This is a genomic window from Pseudomonas sp. NDM (assembly GCF_003105095.1).
GTDB classification, from domain to species: Bacteria; Pseudomonadota; Gammaproteobacteria; order Pseudomonadales; family Pseudomonadaceae; genus Aquipseudomonas; species Aquipseudomonas moraviensis_A.
On record NZ_QETJ01000004.1, the window covers coordinates 18,471 to 35,473 of the forward strand.

The window sequence follows — 17,003 nt, forward strand, 5'->3', positions numbered from 1 at the left end:
AGCACCGCAGACTGACTCCACTTTCATTGATCTGGAGAAGTCGCATGTTCACCTCAATCAACGCCGGACTACAACAGCTCGGCAAACTCGATCGCTTCGGCATTCTGCTGATGCGCGTGGCCATCGCCATCGTGTTCCTGTGGATCGGTGCGTTGAAGTTCGTGCCGTACGAAGCCGACAGCATCACGCCCTTCGTCGCCAACAGCCCGGTGATGTCGTTCTTCTACGAACACCCTCAGGACTACAAGGCGCACCTGACCCACGAGGGCGAACTGAACGCCGACAAGCGCGCCTGGCAGGCCGCGAACAACACCTACGGTTTTTCCACCGGGCTCGGCGTGGTGGAAATCCTCATCGGTCTGCTGGTCCTGTCCAATCCGCTTTCCCGCCGTACCGGCCTGCTCGGCGGCGCTCTGGCATTCGCTACGCCGCTGGTGACCCTGAGCTTTCTGATCACTACGCCAGAAGCCTGGGTCGCTGCGCTGGGTGATGGTCAGCACGGCTTTCCCTATCTGTCCGGTGCCGGACGACTGGTGCTCAAGGACGTCCTGATGCTCGCCGGAGCGCTGCCAGTGATGGCCGATTCCGCGCGCCAATTGCTGACCGAACGTCAGGCCTGAATTCCTCATCCTTAATAGAGAGATCACACCATGAAAACGCTTTTCGCTTTGACCCTGGCCATCGTCGCTGGCAACGTGTTCGCCGCCACCGAACCTGCACAAACCGGCGTGCCACTGGATATCGCCAAAACCATCAGCATCACCGACACCAGCGCCGCCTGCGGAATCGTCCCGGTGGAGGTCGTCTATGAAGACAGTCACGGTCAGCGGCATGTCGCCACGTACACCGTGCTGGGCAATGGCTGCGGTGGCGATTAGCTCAGGTTTGCCCCAGCACTGTAGCGGACTCGATTTTGGCAGTCCGCTGCAGCGTTTCCGGAACACCGATCAACAGCAGCAGGAACGCCGCCGCTGCAACCCCGGCGAGGGTGAGGAATGCCGCGCTGTAACCGGCAGCCTCGACGACGAACCCGGCCAGTCCATTGCTCAACGCCGCCCCCAGACCAAACGCGGTCGTCAGTGCGCCGAGGCTGACATTGAAATGCCCGGAGCCGAGGGTGAGATCCTTGACCATCACCGGGAACAGCGCCCCGAAAAGCCCGGCGCCAACACCGTCGAGCAACTGCACGGCGACCAGCCAGTAGGGATCATCCGAGAAGGTGTAGAGCAACCCGCGCAGCGGCAGGATCAGGAAACCCGCCAGCAACAACGGTTTGCGCCCCCAGACATCGGCTTTCGCACCGGCCAGTAGCGCCATCGGCACCATGACCAGTTGCGCGGCGACGATGCATGCCGACGTCAGCGGCGTGGCCATGTGCAGGTTGGCTTGCGCGAGTTTCTGGCTCACCAGCGGCAGCATCGCCGCATTGGCCAGGTGGAACAGTGCGCAGCACAGGGCAAACATCAACAGCGGTCGATTGCTCAGCAGCACCTTGAACCCGGATGGCTGATGGCTCTGATCGCCAGGTTGCAGACCGCGCGCGACGTCATGATCTATCGCCTCGGCCGAGACGAACAGCACGGCAACCACGCTGGCCAGCGCCATGACCGCCATCAGATAAAACACCGCCACCGGACCGAACAGATACGCAAACAAACCGGCCAACAACGCGGCGCACGCGTTGCCGGCGTGGTTGAACGTCTCGTTGCGGCCAGTGCGCCGGGTAAATGCCCGGGGGCCGGTAATGCCCAGCGTGATCGCGGAAATCGCCGGGGCGAAAATCGACGCAGCCGCTGCGCTCAAGGCTTGGGTCAACGCCACCAGAGTGAATGAAGAAATGAACGGCAGGACCAGACAACTCGCGGTCACCAGCAGCGCGGCGATGATGATCAACGCACGTTTCGCGCGACTGCTGTCAACCAGTGCACCGGCGGGTGTTTGCGTGATCAGTGCAGCGATACCGGCGAGGGTCATGACCACACCGATGCTGGCCGGGTCCCAGTGGTGCACGGCGAGCAAGTAAATGGCGAGGTACGGCCCGAGGCCGTCGCGAACATCCGCGAGGAAGAAATTCAGACTGTCCAGCGAGCGGTTGTTGCGGCGATCGAGATGGCTGATCACGACGGCAGTCTCTTGAAAGTGAGGTCTGCGTAAATGTATCAACCTCGGCAAAGCTAATGACCGAAGCGGCAGGAGATTAGTTGCAGGACAGCGGAGCAGTTGCTGCTCCGCAGAGGCTCACTGATCAGGGGTTTGCAGTACCTCGATCCACAATGCACCTTTGCCCGATGCCGCTTCGCCGACACGCTTCAGGGCGCCATCCTTGCTCACCGCGTAAGTACCGACCTTGGCACTTTTCTCGCCCGTGACCAGCAGCCAGCGGCCATCGGGCGAGAAGGCGATGTTGCGCGGTTGCTGTTCCTGCACCGGGTAGTTGTCGAGGAAGGCCAGTCGGCCTGTTGCCGGATTCACGGAAAACGCCGAGACGCTGCTACTGGTACGTTCACTCATCAGCAGCAGCTTTCCGTCCGGCGACATGCGCAGGTCAGCGGCCCAGATGCGCGGGGTCGGGTCGTCTTTCAGATCGTTGTTGCGCGCATCACGGATTTCGCCGTGGGCCAGTTTCAAACGCTCGGGAATGCCATTGGCTGCAGCGATTCGGGTCAGCGCGCCGCTGCTTTGGTCGATTGAGAACGCGGTCACGGTGCCACTCATTTCGCCCACGACGTAAAGGAATTTGCCGTCCGGCGAGAATGCCAGATGCCGAGGCCCGGTTTTCTCCGGGACGCTGACCGAACCACTGCCAATCGGGCTCAGCTCACCCGTCTGGGCATTCAGGCGATATTGCAGAACCTTATCGGTGCCCAGGTTGCCGGCGTAGGCAAAGCGATTGCTCGGCTCGGTGCGAATCGAATGCGCATGCAGGCCGGTCGGGTAGCGCAGGATGCTGGCGGAAGGTTGTTGATCCTCGCCGATCTTCTGAACGCTGAGGGTGTCGGCGCCGTAAGACGCCGCGAGCAGGTAGCGACCTTTTCGGTCGGTCGACAGGTAGGCCATGCTCTCTGCCAGAGGCGCCTGGGTAAACTTTGTCAAATGACCGCTTCGGGGATCGATCCGGTAGCCCAGAACCTGGAAAGGTTTGACCCGCAAGGCTGCAAACAGCACCTTGCCATCCGGGGTGAGGGCCATTGGATTGACCTGGTCACCGGCCTGGATCTGTTCGACCAGGGTGAGCGCGCCGTTGTCCGGATCGAGGCGGTATTGCGAGATCAGACCGTCACCGGGACTTGAGATGTAGGCGTAGGTCGCGGCATTGGCAGTCACGCTAAGGGTTGAGGCAAGCGCAGCGATCAAAAGGGTTCTTTTCATCATTTCCAGCCGTATTGTTTTTGTGATCAGTCATCCTATGAGTGATTGGCGGGGGCATCAATGTATATTTGGCCGATCTGTACTCCGGTCGCGCCTCTGTCACAGCGTCGATTCAGCTGGGATGGATCGGTGAAAATGATCGGGGAGGGCAATGCCTCGGCAGATATGAAACATTTCTACATACTCTCCCATTAGCGTTGTTGTACGACATCCTACTAATGTGCCGGACTGCATTCGTTCTCACAAAAACAATAACGGAGATACCCCTATGACGAGCATGGCTCCACTCGATCATCAGGCCGCTGCGAAACCGCAAAACCTGTTCCTGCGAACGCTGAAACTGCTCGGCCCCGGCATCATCGCCGTGCTGTCGTGGCTTGGCGCGGGCGACCTGATCACGTCCTCGGTGGCCGGCGCGAATTACGGCTACGCCATGATGTGGGTGCTGGCGGTCTCGTTGTTGCTTCGGTACTTGATCGTCAACATCATTGCCCGCTTTCAGCTATGCAATAACCAGGGCATGACCATCCTTCAGGGCTATGCCCAGCTCAATCCGGTGTTTGCCTGGTTCATGCTGGTTTACGCCTTGTTGATGGGGCACTTGATGAACGCCTACATGATCAAGGGGGCAGGCGAGTCGCTGGCGATGCTGTTCAAGATCGATCAGCCATTGCTGTGTTCGGTGGCGGTGGTGCTGGCGGTCTGGATGCTCGTCGGGCGCAACATCTACACGATGATCGAAGGCGTAATGAAACTGCTGCTGGCGATCATGACGCTGGCCTTCATCGCTCTGGCGGTGATGTCCGGCCCGGATGTCACCGGCATCATCAAAGGCACCATCGGCTTCAGCATTCCGCCTGACGAGGGCGTGCACGGCGCGTTGCTGGTGGCGGTCTCGGTGATCGGTGCGGTCGCCGGTTCGATCGCCAACTTCGTGCACCCCTATGTCATGCGCCAGAAAGGCTGGATCGGGCCGCAGCACAAGCGCATTCAGCGCAACGATCTGCTGTTTGCGGTGTTCGTCGGGATCATCATCAACCTGGCGATCTGGATCGTCGGTGCGGAAATCCTGCGACCGAACGGTATCGAGGTGAAAACCTTAGGCGATCTGGGCAAGGCGCTGGAAATCTACTTCGGCCCGATTGGCTGGTATGTGTTCTTCATCGGCGTATTCGCAACGTTGTTTGCCAGCATTTCCGGCAAGACCACGGCGTTTCCGATGCTGATCACCGATGCCTTCCAGCACGTTCGCCCTGAGCGGCGCGAGAAGTACGGCAAAGAGTTCCATCACGACCCGATGCACAAGTGGTTCATGCTGTTCATCCTGGTCACGCCGCTGATCTGGTCGATGCCGGGCATGCCGGATTTCGTCACGCTGACCATTGGTGTCAGCGCGTTGAACATCATTGGTTTGCCGGTGATTTCCCTGGGCTTGCTGATCATGTCCAACCAGAAATCGCTGCTGGACAAGCAGTACCGCAACAACCTGTTCGAAAACATCGCGCTGTTGTTTGCCACTGGGCTGGCGCTGTGGGTGGCCTTTCAACTGGGCGTTGATCTGTTCACTTGATGACCCGAAATCGAGGGGGCATACGCCCCCTCGAATCGCTGCTTACAACGGCACATCCATCTCGATCCTGCGCCAGGCGGCCTCGGAAAAACTGTACACCGAGAATGCGATCAGCCCCAACGCCATCAGCATCAACAGCACGCCGCCAGCCGGCAGATTCTGCAAAGCATCCAGCGCTTCCTTCATGCCGGGTGGATTCGTTGCCTGGTAAACCGAGCCGCTGACCGCCATCAACAGCGCAATCTCGATAAACACCACGCCTCGGGCGATCAAGCCAAAGCGCGACACCGGACGCACGTAGCGCATGACTTCGTCATCCGCTTCGAAGTACTTCTCGAACGAGGCTTTCCAGCCTTTGATGATGTGGGCGATACCGACACCGAGCGGGATCAGCGCGACGAGGTAGATCAACAGATTCGAGTGTTCGAACGACAGCAGATGCGCGAGCAGATCCTTGGTCTTGCCATCGCCGGAGCCGCCCGAACTCCTGAGGCCACTCACCAGCAGACCCAAGGCAAAGAAGGCCAGCGCCGCGTTGACCATACCGCCAGCAAGCAAGCCTGCACGAATAACCAGACCCTTGAACTCATTGCCGTGGTGGTCGATGTCACGAATCGCTTGCAGCGCCCGCCAAGCGGCGAAGGCCAGCAGACCGGCGACCACAACGCCGATCAGCACATAGCCGAATGGCTGGCTGAGCAATGCTTCGAGGCTTTTATGGCTGTCTTTTGGTTTGGTGGAGTCATGGGCGGCGAGCAGGGCGAAAATGCCGATGATCAGGTACAGAACACCGCGCGCGGCATATCCGCCTCGGGCGAGCAGGACAAGGGTGTGTTGAGTGGACATGAGTTTGCTTCCAGGGAATCGATGTGAAGCAGACCCGTGGACGGGGCAGGGGTTCGATTAAGGTTGTGGGTCACGTCACCCTTGAGTGACGTGCGCCCTTAACGGCCTGCCATTCAACGGATCAAGGTTTCGCTCCAGCACTCTGGCGACGGAAGAACACTGTCACCTGGCCGACCTCAACACCCCACTTGGACATACTGGTGCGGTTGATCAACGTGTCTTCGTCGATCAGGTACATCCAGTCGTCCATGCTCACCTCGTAGGTCGAATCGTCGACGGGCAGGTTCAGGCGATACCGCCAGTGGAAAGCATTTCCTGCAATCTGTCCCTTTGCGACACCGACCACGTCGCCCGCGCGACCGCTCCAGCGGCCATTCTCCTCGGGAGTGAGGGTCCAGATTCGGCGTTGATGGGTACCGTCGCTATACACAAAGCGCTCGTCGAGAATCAGGTTGTTGCCTTCGCGACGACTGACGAGGTCGACCTCGAAACGCTTGGTCACTTCGCCGTTGCGCTTCTGAAACATCCCCCAGGCTTTGACGGGCTGGCTGAAAAACTGCTCCAGACTCAATGCAGGTTGCTGGTCTGCGTACCGAGCAACATCGACACTGCCGCAGCTTGCAATGCTGAGCGACACTACTAATAGCAGCAGAAATCGGGTCATCTTCCTACTCCTTGAGCTTGTACAGTTAACGAGCGGCGTATAGGCCTAGCGCCGTCCGATGAGCTGGAGAAATTCCTGCCGCGTCGTCGAACTATCACGGAAGGCACCGAGCATGACGGAGGACGTCATGACCGAATTCTGCTTCGCGACACCGCGCATCATCATGCACATGTGCCTGGCTTCAATGACCACCGCGACACCGGCGGCATCGGTGATCTGCTGGATGGCTTGAGCAATCTGCTGAGTAAGGTTTTCCTGAATCTGCAGCCGCCGCGCGAACATGTCGACCACCCGCGCCACCTTCGATAGCCCCAGCACCCGGCCAGTGGGGATGTACGCCACATGCGCCTTGCCGATAAATGGAAGCATGTGATGCTCGCACAGCGAATAAAGCTCGATGTCGTTGACGATCACCATCTCATCACTTTGCGATTCGAACAGAGCACCGTTGGTCACGTCTTCCAGGCTCAACCCGTAGCCGTCGCAAAGGTATCGCATGGCCTTGGCGGCCCGCTCGGGCGTGTCCCGCAGACCTTCGCGCTCAGGGTTCTCGCCGACGCCAACGAGGATCTCACGGTAATGGCTGGCTAACTCTGGGCTCATTCGGGTTACTCGTGGCGAGTGCTGCGTGAGGGCTAATGTCGGGTGAAAAAGGTTGTACGTATATGAGGAATCTGTATAGGTTTTATTGAAGATAGGCTGAAAAAGATCAACTGACAACGAATCGGCGGTTTTTTTGTGCAGACGTGAAATTTCAGGCAGGACAAACTTAAGGCGAGGTTCAGTCAGTGGCTTGATACGGGCTGGCAGATGGCTGTTTTGGATCGATAGCTCACGGGGGTGAATGGCAGCTATCGGCCAGAAGCGGTCGCTCAATTCGACTCGATAATTCCCACCCGAGCGTGCATCATCGCGCTCGCCACGATCCCGACGTGGCATCGAAGCCATCAGTGCAGAACATGCCCGCCCGCAAGAAAAAGCCCTTTGAAATGGAAGTCATCTCATGTTCGAACGTAACAAACTGGTTCCGGAGTTAATGGTCACCAACCTGGATAGCAGCCTGGCTTTTTGGGTTTCTCGTCTGGGGTTCAAGGTAGCTTATCAACGCCCGGAAGATGGATTTGCATACCTGGATTTGAATGGTGCTCAAGTAATGCTTGAGCAGGTTGATTCGAACGCGGGTCAATGGCTGACTGCGCCGTTGACCAAGCCGTTTGGAAGAGGCATCAACCTGCAGATTGATGTTGAGGCTGTCGCCCCCATCATCCAAAAACTTGATTCGGCTGGATGTCCACTCTATCGAGAATGCAAAGACACTTGGTATCGGGCTGACAATGCAGAAGTAGGCCAGCGCGAATTCATCGTACTGGATCCCGACGGTTATCTCGTAAGGTTGGTAGAGAGGTTGGGTGAGCGGCCGGCTTGCTCAATCTGAATCTGAGCCAATCCGACCGGTCAGCTTTGGGTCGTTTTCTGCCTGTGACGGCAGGCAGAAAACCAGCCTAATTGGTCGGACGTTACCGAAAATAGCCTCCAAATGTGGCCCTTCCTTAGCGCTCGGTTCGCCGCCCTGCGACGTCTTGCTCCACGAACAAAACCTCCTTTATCGACAACACCTCGTATATTTGGGTGTGATACGGCGCGATTTTCGAAATTAGGCAACGGGAATTATTCAATTGACCAGAGACACCAAAACCGAAGCTGATAAAAATGGATCAGCAGAACAATTCATAAACGTCGAACTCGCCGACCTGGCAGTCACTTTCGGTTTACCTGCAAAGCGCTTCCAGGAAGAATTGGCGAAATTTGGCTGGGGCATGATTCTCGATGAGGCGAACCGTTTGGCGCACATGGATGAGTTTGACCGTATGACTGAACTGCGTAAGCAGAACAAGGAGCGCGTAAGACAAGATGTGCATCCGACCTGGGCGCATCTAGTACAAGCTGCGAAAGAATTCCTCCCTCATCTAGCATCGCGGGTGCCTGGCACTCCTACGACCCCTCCTGACCGGCTGACAGGCTATGTCTATGTTTTATTTGATGGGATAACGGGGCTGAGCAAAATCGGGCACACCAAGACGGCTGGCCGTCGGCAGCGTGCACAGATGGGCGGCCATGGGAGCCCTATCGTCAATGTCGTAAACGTCAAAGTTGCAGACTGCCTTGCGGCCGAAACGCAGTGCCATGAGCATTTTGCCCAGTACCGCACAAATGGTGAGTGGTTTAGTGCGCAACTCGAGGAAATTATTCAGTATGTTGATACGGAATTGGACTGGCTGGGTGCCGACTACGAGAATCAGGAGACGCTTGAGCACTACATCCATCACTGCCAGTCCGGAAACAGAGAAGAGGCTAAGGCGGTATTGAGGAAGGGGCGAAGCAGACATTCACGGTTCAAGCCTACCAGCGGCGGACAGGCATGGGGAGACATTTAAAGCCCACAAGTTTCAGAAATCGTCCCAGCCCACATTAAATTAAACGTCCGCTTCTGGCCGACAACTGCCGCTCACGGGCGATATCTCTGGGCCAAGAAGCGCCTATTGATTACATTTTTGGGCGCGCAGAATCAGGAAGCCGGCAATGACAATCAAAACAATTCCAGCCCATGTAAAGGTGTCCGGCGTTTCCTGGAACAGTACATAACCCCAAAGGCAGGCGAAAACCAGGTACGCATAATCGAAAGTCCCGATAAGTGCTGGAGGCGCAACCTGGTAGGCCTTGGCGGTAGCCGTATTTATGAAAATCAGGGCGCAGGCGTAACAGAAGATAAAAAGCATCTCCTGCCAACCGGGCGTCTGCCAGGGAGAGAGTAGAAATGCAGCACCAGCAACTGTGGACTCACTGACCATCAGCGATGCGCCGCCTCCGATTACGGCGGCGAAAAGAAAAGCGATATTCAAGCCCAGCGCCAATACCAGTGGATGTTCATTGCGACAATGTCGACGTGTCACAACCATCGCGACCGCGTAGAAAACAGCCGCAATCACAGGTAGCAGAGTTGCAAGGACGAAAACATCTGATCCCGGGCGTAACACTGTGGCGACACCCGCGAAACCTATTCCTATCGCAACCCAACCTCGCAGTGATAACGGCTCACCTCCGTAAAGGGTGGAGAAAAGCGCTATGAAAAGGGGAGTTGTGTAGATCGCCACGGCAGCCACTGATAACGGGATCAACGGTAACGCCGAGTAGTACGTTACCCACATTAACAACAGCAGAATGCTCCTGATTGTCACCCAAAACATCGAGGCGGTTGAGTATCGACCCGATCTGACGTCCCTTGCGAGCCAGGCTACAAGGGTGGGCACCGACAGGCAGGAGACGATGAGGAACAACTGCCAGAGTGGAAGTCTGGCGCTGAAATATTTTACTGCTGCATCGGCCAGCGAAAGGAGAAAGACAGCAGCGCTTATCAGCAATATGCCCTTGGCAACACTGTCGCCGCTTGCACTGTACTTGCTCACGAATCGCACTCCTGTTCCTTCAGTGAACTGAGAATTTAACAGATGGTGGCGAATTCTCAGGGCAAATAGCCGACACGCCAGACGGCGATTTTCATTCCTGACCGTTGTCCGCTTCTGGCCATAAACAGCCGTTCAAGGCTGCTCGTTTTTCAGGCGGCAGTGGCCCATCCCGTCGCCGCTACCTGGCGCTCACCGTCCACAACTGATCCAGCTTCGTCGTATAACTCTGGCTCATAAGCTCCCGACGCATCGCCCATCCAGGTGCTGTAGGCACGCTGGCTACACGCAGCACGCCCTTTCCCCAGCGACCATTGATCTCATCCAGCACACCCATCACCTTGTCTGCCATCGCCGGCTGGGATTGCGCGAACAGGTCATCGGTGAATTCGCCAGGCTGGCGCAGATCCATCAGCAGCACTTCCGCCTTGCTGTACTTGTAGCCGGGACGGAAGAGACGATTGACCGCTTCGGTCGCAGCCTTCGTCATCAGCCGCACGTCGTTGGTCGGGTACGGTAACTCCACCAAGGCGCCATTGGCATATTTCGCTTCCTCAGGATTGAACATGCCGGTGCGAATGCTCACGCGGATCTTCTTGCACAGCGAGTTTTGCGCTCGGAGTTTTTCTGCCGCACGTTGAGTGTAGGTGGCGACGGCCTCTTTGATCGGCTCGATCTGCGTGAGCCGGTTGCCGAACATCCTGCTGCAGCAGATCTCCTGCTTGGGTGGATCAGCTTCACCCAGTTCCAGGCATGAGGTGCCGGCGAGCTCGCGGGCAGTCTTCTCGATCACCACGCTGAATTTCTGGCGAAGCATCCATGGATCGGCTTTCGCCAGGTCCATCGCTGTCTTGATGCCCATCGTTTCCAGATGGGCCTTCATGCGCCGGCCGACGCCCCAGACTTCGCCGACATCGGTGTTGCGCAGCGTCCAGTCCCGTTTGAACGGATCGCACAGATCCACCACGCCGCCAGTGATGTCCAGCAGCCGTTTGGCTGTGTGGTTGGCGAGCTTGGCCAGCGTCTTCGTCCGTGCGATGCCCACTCCGACTGGAATGCCGGCGCGTTTGAGAAGTGTTGAGCGCATGTGCCTGCCAAGCGCGGACAGATCTCCGGGCATGCCAGTCAAATCGGCAAATGCCTCATCGATGCTATAGACCTCAAGTGCCGGCACCATCGATTCGATGATGGTCATGACGCGCTCGCTCATGTCGCCGTACAGCGCGTAATTACTGCTGAAAGCCACGATTCCATGCCGGCGTAGATGGTCTTTGATCTGAAAGTATGGCTGACCCATTTTCACGAAAGGCTTGGCATCGTAACTACGCGCGATCACACAGCCGTCGTTGTTGGACAGCACCACGATAGGGGTCTTTGCCAGGTCGGGCCTGAAGACGCGCTCGCAGCTCGCGTAAAACGAGTTGCAGTCGATGAGTGCAAAAACCGGTTCACGCATGGTCATGATCACGGACGCTGTATTTCACGACACCCCAGATCACCAGCTCATCGCCTTCCATGACATGTCTCGCCGGGTATTTCGGATTCTCCGACAAAAGCATCACGGCGTTCTCGCGCAAAAGCAGGCGCTTGCAGAATGGCTCCGAGTTCAACGCAGCGATGACGATATCGCCACTGACCGCCTCGATGCTCCGATCGACGATCACCATATCCCCGGAATAGATGCCCGCGCCTTGCATGCTGTCGCCATCGATCCTCACCAGATACACGTGCGGCGCCCGGATATCGAACAGCTCATCCAGGGAAATGTGCTTTTCGATGTGGTCCGCCGCAGGGGAGGGGAAGCCCGCCGGTACCCTGGCGGAATAAAGGGGCAGCTTCTTGCCGCCAGTAGCGAGTGGGCCGAGAAGAATGATGCTCATGATGCAAGCCTTAGGAGGTTAACTGTACGTACATACAGTTAACGATTTGGTTCGCTTGCGGTCAATCTCATAGGCACCACAATTCGACGGGTGACAGCATGTGCGGACGCTACTCGATCTACGAATCGATGGATCACTACCTCAAGGAGCTTGCGCCAAGGCAGTTGGTGATCAATGGCTATGACCTCTGGCCCGTTGAGCGATACAACGTCGCACCGTCGACGCGGGTGGAAATCATCCGGCCGGTTAGGGAGGGCTTGAGCATTGACAAGGTCAGATGGGGATGGGCGCCTTTCTGGGCGAAGGGAAAGCGTCCTGATCCGATCAACGCAAGAGTCGAGACCGTCATCACCGGCAAATTTTTCAATCAGCTCTGGCCAGACGGACGCGTACTCGCGCCGGCGAACGGCTGGTTCGAGTGGGTCAAGGACGAAGAAGATCCGAAGAAAAAGCAGCCGTATTTCATCACCCTGAAAGAGCAGATTCCGATGTTCTTCGCAGGGTTGGCCGAGGTGCACGAAGCTCTGGAACCGGACGAACGGGACGGCTTCGTCATCATCACCGCGGCAAGTGATGAAGGCATGGTCGATATCCACGACCGCAAGCCCCTGGTCTTGGCGCCTGAGCATGCGCGTGAATGGATCGACCCCAATACCTCACCTGAACGCGCTCGAGAATTAGCCATGGAGCACTGCAGGCCGGCAACGGATTTCCATTGGTACAAGGTTGGCAAGGATGTGGGCAACGTGCGTAATCAAGGCCCGCAGCTCATTCAGCCGCTCTCCTTGGCCTCGGATGTCGACGATTGATAAACCAGCGGTGGAAAAATCGACGTGGCTGGCTCAGCTGCAGCAACATCGGGCAATGAGGAGGAAAACCGCCGAGCATAGCGGCGAAGAACTGTGGAAAGGGCGGTTGCCTGTCGTCGCCGAGGCAACCCCGATGACGTATGTTTCTCCAAAGAGTGGCCGACAATATCTGGTCGTCAGCGCCGGCGGTAATTCGGCGACGACGCAGAAGGGTGATTACTTGGTGGCATATGCGCTGCCGCAGTGAAGGAAGGGGAAAAACTGATGGGTAAACGTTTATCAAGAGTGATCGCATTGACAGGATTACTGGCAGGACAAGCGCTGGCCGCCGAAGACAATGGCCTGGTGGTACGCATCGCGCAACTTGAAATCGACCCCGCACAGGTTGCTGCCTATCAAGCCGCAGTCAAAGAGGAGATATCTGAGTCGACTCGAGTAGAGCCCGGCGTCATATCCATCTACGCCGTGGCCGAAGTCGACCGTCCAAACTGGTTTCATTTTTTCGAAATCTACGCCAGCGACTCGGCATATCGAAGCCATATCGAATCGCCGCACTTCAAAAAGTACGCTGTTACTACGAAGTCGATGATTCTGTCGAAGCGCCTGATTGAAACCACCCCGATCGAGCTTGGTTCACGGCATGGCCGATAACCTGCTGCGCGCTGGTCAAGTTGATTTTTCAATGGAGCAAAGTGAATGAAAAATTTCAAGGTGATGGCGATTGCCCTGGCGGGAATGGCGTATTTTGCGGCGGGCAGTTGTCGGGTGATGGCATCGGACGCTGAGTCTGCCGCACCACCGGCCTACTATGTCGCCGAGTTTGAAGTTACCGATCCCGAGGGGATGAAGCCTTACAGTGCGCAGGTCGAATCAACCTTCAAACCCTATGGCGGACATTTCATCGTGCGAGGCGGAAAAACCATTTCGCTTGAAGGTGAAGCACCAAAGCGTCGCCGTGTGGTGATCGAGTTCGCGAGCGTCGAAAAAGCCCAGGCTTGGTACAACTCCGCGCAGTACACAGAACTGAGGAAAGTCCGCCAGCGTTCAGCCAAGACGGACGTCTACTTGATCGAGGGAGTACCGGTGCGGTAGTTCCGACTTTGTAAATTTAGGATATTGTTTAGCGGGAAGCCCCGATCAACAGCAGAAGAGAGATTTCATGTCCAAACTCGCAGAATTTCGCCAGCTCGAAAAACACCTCGCCGAACAGCTTCAGGCGCTCGAAGCCCTCAAGGGTGACGCAGGCCTCAAGAAAGAAATCGAGTTCGAAACCAAGCTGCGTGATTTGCTCGCAAAGTACGGCTACAGCTTGAAGGACGTGATCAATGTGCTCGATCCACAGGCAGGTCGCCGCGCTCCAGCTGTCGAGTCCAAAGCGGGTAGCCGCAAGCCTCGCCAGTTGAAGGTCTATAAAAACCCGCACTCCGGCGAAGTGGTAGAGACGAAGGGCGGCAATCACAAGACGCTCAAGGAGTGGAAAACAAAGCACGGCGCCGCGACCGTAGAGTCTTGGCTGACCAAGTGATGTGTTGATTGAGTAAAAAGGCCCGATAGGGCCTTTTTTGAAACTCTTATTTGGAGATCGCTGTTACCTGATCACTAATAAGCTGGGCCAAAATTCGCACAGGCTCCGTAAAACTCTGTCGAGACCGATGTACCAACCCGATATCCCGGTGAAAGGTGTGTTGTCCCAAATCGATCGCCCGTACACCTGTGGGCCATTCCTGATGGGGTTTTGTCTGCGGCACCAGAGCTACGCCTACACCCTTTTCAACCAGCTTGATGATGGCCTCCAGTTCATCCAGCTCGCAAACTTCCTGCAAGGTGAAATGCATCTGCCGCAGGAAACGGTCGACCTGCCTGCCGCCGAAGGATGATCGGTCATAGCGAATGAATGGCTGGCTGGACAGCAGTTCCGACCAGTCTTCTCCCTCTAAGTCACGTGGCACGATCAGTCGATAGGGCTCTAGCGCCAGTGTCGTCCAGCGCAGGTCACTTTGAAGGGAGAAAGGCGGGCGAATGATCACGGCCATGTCGATCTCGCCGGCGTCGACGAGGTTCACCATCTCCATTGAAAGGCCCGGGATAACACGTGTGCGGCACTGCGGACACTGTTTGTGAAACTTTGCGAGCGCATCGGGCAAATAGGAGCGCTGCACGGACGCGATCGCACCGATGTTGACCAGCACGCTGGGAGGCTCGCCCAGCGTTGTAGAGCCCAGATTGTCATAAAGTCTCAGCAGCTCTTGCGCCTGCAGAAGTATCTGGTGGCCCATTTTGTTGAGATGGGCCGAGCGTCTTTTCCTGTCGAAAATTTCGAACCCGAGCTCGGCTTCCAGGCGCTGGATTTGCGCGCTCACGGCGGCCTGAGTCAGGCCGATCTTGTTGCCGGCAGCGGCGAACGTGCCTTCACGCGCCACAGCAATGAGTGTCTTCAGTTCTTTGATCATTCACAAATATTAGTTGTGTTTCTAAGAAATATATATTGATTTTTATGTTTGGCTTCCCATCCTACGATGTTTCCCATCCACGGCAACGGCTTAATCCAGAGAGCCAATGGCGGTGGAAATGTTCGCCAACCAACAAAAAATATTTGGAGTTCTCATGAGCCTCTCGCCATTCCACCTTGCTATCCCTGTTTACGACCTGGCTGCAGCTCGCACCTTTTACGGTGAGGTTTTTGGTCTTGAAGAAGGGCGCTCCAGCACGCAGTGGGTAGATTTCGATTTTTATGGTCACCAACTGGTGATTCATGAACATCCAAAAACCGCTTCGCAGGAAAGCGTGCATAGCAACCCGGTTGACGGACACGATGTTCCAGTTCCGCACTTCGGCATCATTTTAGGTTGGGAACAGTGGGAGGCACTGGCCGAACGTTTGAAGTCGTTTGGTACCGAATTTGTGATCGAACCGTACATTCGTTTCAAAGGCCAAGTGGGCGAGCAAGCCACCATGTTTTTGTTTGACCCGTGCGGCAACGCTCTTGAGTTCAAGGCGTTCAAGGATATGAGCCAGCTCTTCGCCAAGTAACAACAACCATGGCACAACGGCGTTGTGCCATTTGATTTCAAATGAGCTGGAAGCTCATGACTCTAGCAACTGCGAATAGACGCAGACCTTTCACTCCAACAAGAAGGCTAGACATGAAACGTATTCCCCTGGTGTGGCAAATCGTTGCCGGGCTATTGCTTGGCGTGCTTGTCGGTTGGTACTTCAATACGCATCCGCAGTATCAGGCATGGGTGAGTTCGGAGATCCTAAAACCGCTCGGAGATATCTTCATCAAGATGATGAAGATGGTGGTTGTACCGATTGTGTTCTGTTGCATGATTCTGGGCATCGCAGGCGGTGGCGATAACAAATCGTTTGGCCGCATGGGGATAAAATCGCTGGGCTACTTTTTTGCAATTACGGCCTTGGCCATTGTCATCGGCTTGTGTTTCGCCAATGTTTTCGAGCCGGGGACGGGCACCGACATTTCCGGTATTTCGCACGGCACCGCAGCGATCACTCTGGAGCCGGCCAAAGGCGCATTGGTCATCTTGCAGAACATCGTCCCTGACAATGTGCTGGTTGCTATGTCAGAAGCGAAGTTGCTGTCCGTGTTGTTTTTCGCGGTGCTGTTAGGCATGGCATTGAACGCTCTGCCGAAGGACAAAAGCGCACCCTTCATCGCGGTCGTTCAGAGCCTTTCCGATGCAATGTTCAAGGTCGTCTCAATCGTCATGGCTTATGCACCGATCGGCGTGTTTGGAATGATCGGCGCGACCGTGGCGACGTTTGGTTTCGCCTCATTGTTGCCGTTGCTCAAGCTAATCGGGGTGGTTTATCTGGCGCTGATAGTTTTCGCGTTGGTGATACTTGGCGGCATTTGCTATTTGATCGGCGAAAACATTTTCAAGTTGATCAGGTACTTTCGCAATGAGCTTATTCTGGCGTTTTCGAGTGCCGCGTCCGCCGCCGTCATGCCGCAGTTGATGACGCGATTGGAGAACTACGGTGTCCCGCGTCGGATCGTCGGTTTTGTGGTGCCAGTGGGTTATGCGTTCAACCTGGATGGCGCATCGATTTTTCTCGGTGTGGCAACGATCTTCGTGGCGCAGCTCTATGGCATCGACCTTTCTCTGTCGCAGCAGATCCTGCTGGTGGTGACGATGGTGCTGACCTCAAAGGGAGCAGCAGGGGTACCCGGTTTTGCCATCATCATCCTGTCAGCGACATTGGCGTCCGCCGGATTACCGTTGGAGGGCGTGGCGTTGATCGCAGGCATCTTCAGGATTATCGACAGTGGCACCACCACGCTGAACGTATTGGGCAATGCCATTGCACCGTTGGTTATCGCCAAGTGGGAGAAGGTTGCACTGAAACCTTCTCAGCCGCACACGGCAGCAAGCGTTTAGTCGC

At 56.4% G+C, this 17,003-nt stretch carries 20 protein-coding genes and 1 pseudogene; 12 read left to right on the plus strand and 9 right to left on the minus strand.

Annotation, left to right across the window (positions count from 1 at the left end; genetic code table 11):
- Positions 1-44 precede the first annotated feature (44 nt).
- Positions 45-620, plus strand: coding sequence for a reactive chlorine resistance membrane protein RclC (rclC, locus tag DCO47_RS01675; protein WP_116657304.1), 576 nt, complete (start codon positions 45-47; stop codon positions 618-620).
- Between the two features lie 30 nt (positions 621-650).
- A complete protein-coding gene (locus DCO47_RS01680) occupies positions 651-878 on the plus strand; it encodes a DUF2790 domain-containing protein (RefSeq protein WP_042609992.1) in 228 nt (75 codons plus the stop codon).
- 1 nt (position 879) lies between these two features.
- On the opposite strand, the gene DCO47_RS01685 is transcribed toward DCO47_RS01680, so the two are convergent.
- Both DCO47_RS01685 and DCO47_RS01690 read right to left on the minus strand, forming a co-directional pair.
- Positions 880-2,121 (minus strand): MFS transporter, encoded by a 1,242-nt coding sequence (locus DCO47_RS01685; protein ID WP_065617363.1) that lies wholly within the window; start codon positions 2,119-2,121, stop codon positions 880-882.
- A gap of 117 nt (positions 2,122-2,238) precedes the next feature.
- The gene (locus tag DCO47_RS01690; RefSeq protein ID WP_116657305.1) at positions 2,239-3,372 is read right to left on the minus strand and encodes a lactonase family protein; all 1,134 of its coding nucleotides are present in this window, start codon (positions 3,370-3,372) and stop codon (positions 2,239-2,241) included.
- Between the two features lie 274 nt (positions 3,373-3,646).
- Between DCO47_RS01690 and DCO47_RS01695 the strand changes: the two genes are divergently transcribed.
- Positions 3,647-4,939, plus strand: coding sequence for an Nramp family divalent metal transporter (locus tag DCO47_RS01695; RefSeq protein WP_371919852.1), 1,293 nt, complete (start codon positions 3,647-3,649; stop codon positions 4,937-4,939).
- Positions 4,940-4,981: 42 nt separating this feature from the next.
- On the opposite strand, the gene DCO47_RS01700 is transcribed toward DCO47_RS01695, so the two are convergent.
- The 3 genes from DCO47_RS01700 to folE all read right to left on the minus strand — a co-directional run bounded on the left by DCO47_RS01700 (position 4,982) and on the right by folE (position 7,052).
- Positions 4,982-5,785 carry a DUF1206 domain-containing protein gene (locus tag DCO47_RS01700; RefSeq protein ID WP_042609988.1) on the minus strand — a complete coding sequence of 268 codons (804 nt, stop codon included), beginning with the start codon at positions 5,783-5,785 and terminating at the stop codon, positions 4,982-4,984.
- A 121-nt stretch (positions 5,786-5,906) separates the two neighbouring features.
- On the minus strand, positions 5,907-6,449 hold the full coding sequence (locus tag DCO47_RS01705; protein ID WP_116657306.1) for a DUF3833 domain-containing protein: 543 nt from the start codon (positions 6,447-6,449) through the stop codon (positions 5,907-5,909).
- A gap of 45 nt (positions 6,450-6,494) precedes the next feature.
- Positions 6,495-7,052 (minus strand): GTP cyclohydrolase I FolE, encoded by a 558-nt coding sequence (gene folE, locus DCO47_RS01710; protein ID WP_064362399.1) that lies wholly within the window; start codon positions 7,050-7,052, stop codon positions 6,495-6,497.
- 400 nt (positions 7,053-7,452) lie between these two features.
- Between folE and DCO47_RS01715 the strand changes: the two genes are divergently transcribed.
- Positions 7,453-7,884 carry a VOC family protein gene (locus DCO47_RS01715; protein ID WP_083352811.1) on the plus strand — a complete coding sequence of 144 codons (432 nt, stop codon included), beginning with the start codon at positions 7,453-7,455 and terminating at the stop codon, positions 7,882-7,884.
- A 241-nt stretch (positions 7,885-8,125) separates the two neighbouring features.
- Entirely contained in the window at positions 8,126-8,884 is a 759-nt protein-coding gene (locus DCO47_RS01720; protein ID WP_083352810.1) for a GIY-YIG nuclease family protein, read from the plus strand.
- A gap of 102 nt (positions 8,885-8,986) precedes the next feature.
- Here DCO47_RS01720 and DCO47_RS01725 read toward each other — a convergent pair whose 3' ends face one another.
- The 3 genes from DCO47_RS01725 to DCO47_RS01735 form a co-directional block, all read right to left on the minus strand.
- Entirely contained in the window at positions 8,987-9,913 is a 927-nt protein-coding gene (locus tag DCO47_RS01725; RefSeq protein WP_133247384.1) for a DMT family transporter, read from the minus strand.
- A 178-nt stretch (positions 9,914-10,091) separates the two neighbouring features.
- Positions 10,092-11,372, minus strand: coding sequence for a translesion error-prone DNA polymerase V subunit UmuC (gene umuC / locus DCO47_RS01730; RefSeq protein ID WP_116657308.1), 1,281 nt, complete (start codon positions 11,370-11,372; stop codon positions 10,092-10,094).
- Complete coding sequence (locus DCO47_RS01735; RefSeq protein WP_064362391.1) at positions 11,359-11,790, minus strand: LexA family transcriptional regulator; 432 nt, start codon at positions 11,788-11,790, stop codon at positions 11,359-11,361. Before DCO47_RS01735 ends, umuC begins: the two co-directional genes overlap by 14 nt.
- Positions 11,791-11,888: 98 nt before the next feature.
- Between DCO47_RS01735 and DCO47_RS01740 the strand changes: the two genes are divergently transcribed.
- From DCO47_RS01740 to DCO47_RS01760, 5 genes and pseudogenes are all read left to right on the plus strand, one after another.
- Positions 11,889-12,599: an SOS response-associated peptidase gene (locus tag DCO47_RS01740; protein ID WP_083352807.1), complete on the plus strand. Its 711-nt coding sequence runs from the start codon at positions 11,889-11,891 to the stop codon at positions 12,597-12,599.
- 79 nt (positions 12,600-12,678) lie between these two features.
- A pseudogene (locus tag DCO47_RS27480) lies at positions 12,679-12,846 on the plus strand (quinate dehydrogenase); the annotation flags it as partial.
- A 17-nt stretch (positions 12,847-12,863) separates the two neighbouring features.
- Complete coding sequence (locus tag DCO47_RS01750; RefSeq protein ID WP_116657310.1) at positions 12,864-13,250, plus strand: putative quinol monooxygenase; 387 nt, start codon at positions 12,864-12,866, stop codon at positions 13,248-13,250.
- 45 nt (positions 13,251-13,295) lie between these two features.
- Entirely contained in the window at positions 13,296-13,691 is a 396-nt protein-coding gene (locus DCO47_RS01755) for a DUF1330 domain-containing protein (protein ID WP_083201995.1), read from the plus strand.
- Positions 13,692-13,758: 67 nt separating this feature from the next.
- Positions 13,759-14,124 carry a histone-like nucleoid-structuring protein, MvaT/MvaU family gene (locus DCO47_RS01760; RefSeq protein ID WP_042609978.1) on the plus strand — a complete coding sequence of 122 codons (366 nt, stop codon included), beginning with the start codon at positions 13,759-13,761 and terminating at the stop codon, positions 14,122-14,124.
- A 46-nt stretch (positions 14,125-14,170) separates the two neighbouring features.
- On the opposite strand, the gene DCO47_RS01765 is transcribed toward DCO47_RS01760, so the two are convergent.
- A complete protein-coding gene (locus DCO47_RS01765; RefSeq protein WP_116657311.1) occupies positions 14,171-15,049 on the minus strand; it encodes a LysR substrate-binding domain-containing protein in 879 nt (292 codons plus the stop codon).
- Between the two features lie 154 nt (positions 15,050-15,203).
- On the opposite strand from DCO47_RS01765, the gene DCO47_RS01770 reads away from it, so the two are divergent.
- Complete coding sequence (locus DCO47_RS01770; RefSeq protein WP_039762906.1) at positions 15,204-15,629, plus strand: VOC family protein; 426 nt, start codon at positions 15,204-15,206, stop codon at positions 15,627-15,629.
- Between the two features lie 113 nt (positions 15,630-15,742).
- Positions 15,743-16,999, plus strand: coding sequence for a cation:dicarboxylate symporter family transporter (locus DCO47_RS01775; protein ID WP_065617356.1), 1,257 nt, complete (start codon positions 15,743-15,745; stop codon positions 16,997-16,999).
- Positions 17,000-17,003: the final 4 nt, after the last annotated feature.

Excerpts from the sequence above, each read along its gene's own strand:
- DCO47_RS01680 (WP_042609992.1), top strand. The coding sequence starts at position 651 with ATGAAAACGCTTTTCGCTTTGACCCTGGCCATCGTCGCTGGCAACGTG.
- DCO47_RS01765 (WP_116657311.1), bottom strand. The coding sequence starts at position 15,049 with ATGATCAAAGAACTGAAGACACTCATTGCTGTGGCGCGTGAAGGCACG.
- DCO47_RS01735 (WP_064362391.1), bottom strand. The coding sequence starts at position 11,790 with ATGAGCATCATTCTTCTCGGCCCACTCGCTACTGGCGGCAAGAAGCTG.
- DCO47_RS01770 (WP_039762906.1), top strand. The coding sequence starts at position 15,204 with ATGAGCCTCTCGCCATTCCACCTTGCTATCCCTGTTTACGACCTGGCT.
- DCO47_RS01695 (WP_371919852.1), top strand. The coding sequence starts at position 3,647 with ATGGCTCCACTCGATCATCAGGCCGCTGCGAAACCGCAAAACCTGTTC.
- DCO47_RS01700 (WP_042609988.1), bottom strand. The coding sequence starts at position 5,785 with ATGTCCACTCAACACACCCTTGTCCTGCTCGCCCGAGGCGGATATGCC.
- rclC (WP_116657304.1), top strand. The coding sequence starts at position 45 with ATGTTCACCTCAATCAACGCCGGACTACAACAGCTCGGCAAACTCGAT.
- DCO47_RS01690 (WP_116657305.1), bottom strand. The coding sequence starts at position 3,372 with ATGATGAAAAGAACCCTTTTGATCGCTGCGCTTGCCTCAACCCTTAGC.
- DCO47_RS01715 (WP_083352811.1), top strand. The coding sequence starts at position 7,453 with ATGTTCGAACGTAACAAACTGGTTCCGGAGTTAATGGTCACCAACCTG.
- DCO47_RS01775 (WP_065617356.1), top strand. The coding sequence starts at position 15,743 with ATGAAACGTATTCCCCTGGTGTGGCAAATCGTTGCCGGGCTATTGCTT.
- umuC (WP_116657308.1), bottom strand. The coding sequence starts at position 11,372 with ATGACCATGCGTGAACCGGTTTTTGCACTCATCGACTGCAACTCGTTT.
- folE (WP_064362399.1), bottom strand. The coding sequence starts at position 7,052 with ATGAGCCCAGAGTTAGCCAGCCATTACCGTGAGATCCTCGTTGGCGTC.
- DCO47_RS01760 (WP_042609978.1), top strand. The coding sequence starts at position 13,759 with ATGTCCAAACTCGCAGAATTTCGCCAGCTCGAAAAACACCTCGCCGAA.
- DCO47_RS01740 (WP_083352807.1), top strand. The coding sequence starts at position 11,889 with ATGTGCGGACGCTACTCGATCTACGAATCGATGGATCACTACCTCAAG.
- DCO47_RS01755 (WP_083201995.1), top strand. The coding sequence starts at position 13,296 with ATGAAAAATTTCAAGGTGATGGCGATTGCCCTGGCGGGAATGGCGTAT.
- DCO47_RS01750 (WP_116657310.1), top strand. The coding sequence starts at position 12,864 with ATGGGTAAACGTTTATCAAGAGTGATCGCATTGACAGGATTACTGGCA.
- DCO47_RS01705 (WP_116657306.1), bottom strand. The coding sequence starts at position 6,449 with ATGACCCGATTTCTGCTGCTATTAGTAGTGTCGCTCAGCATTGCAAGC.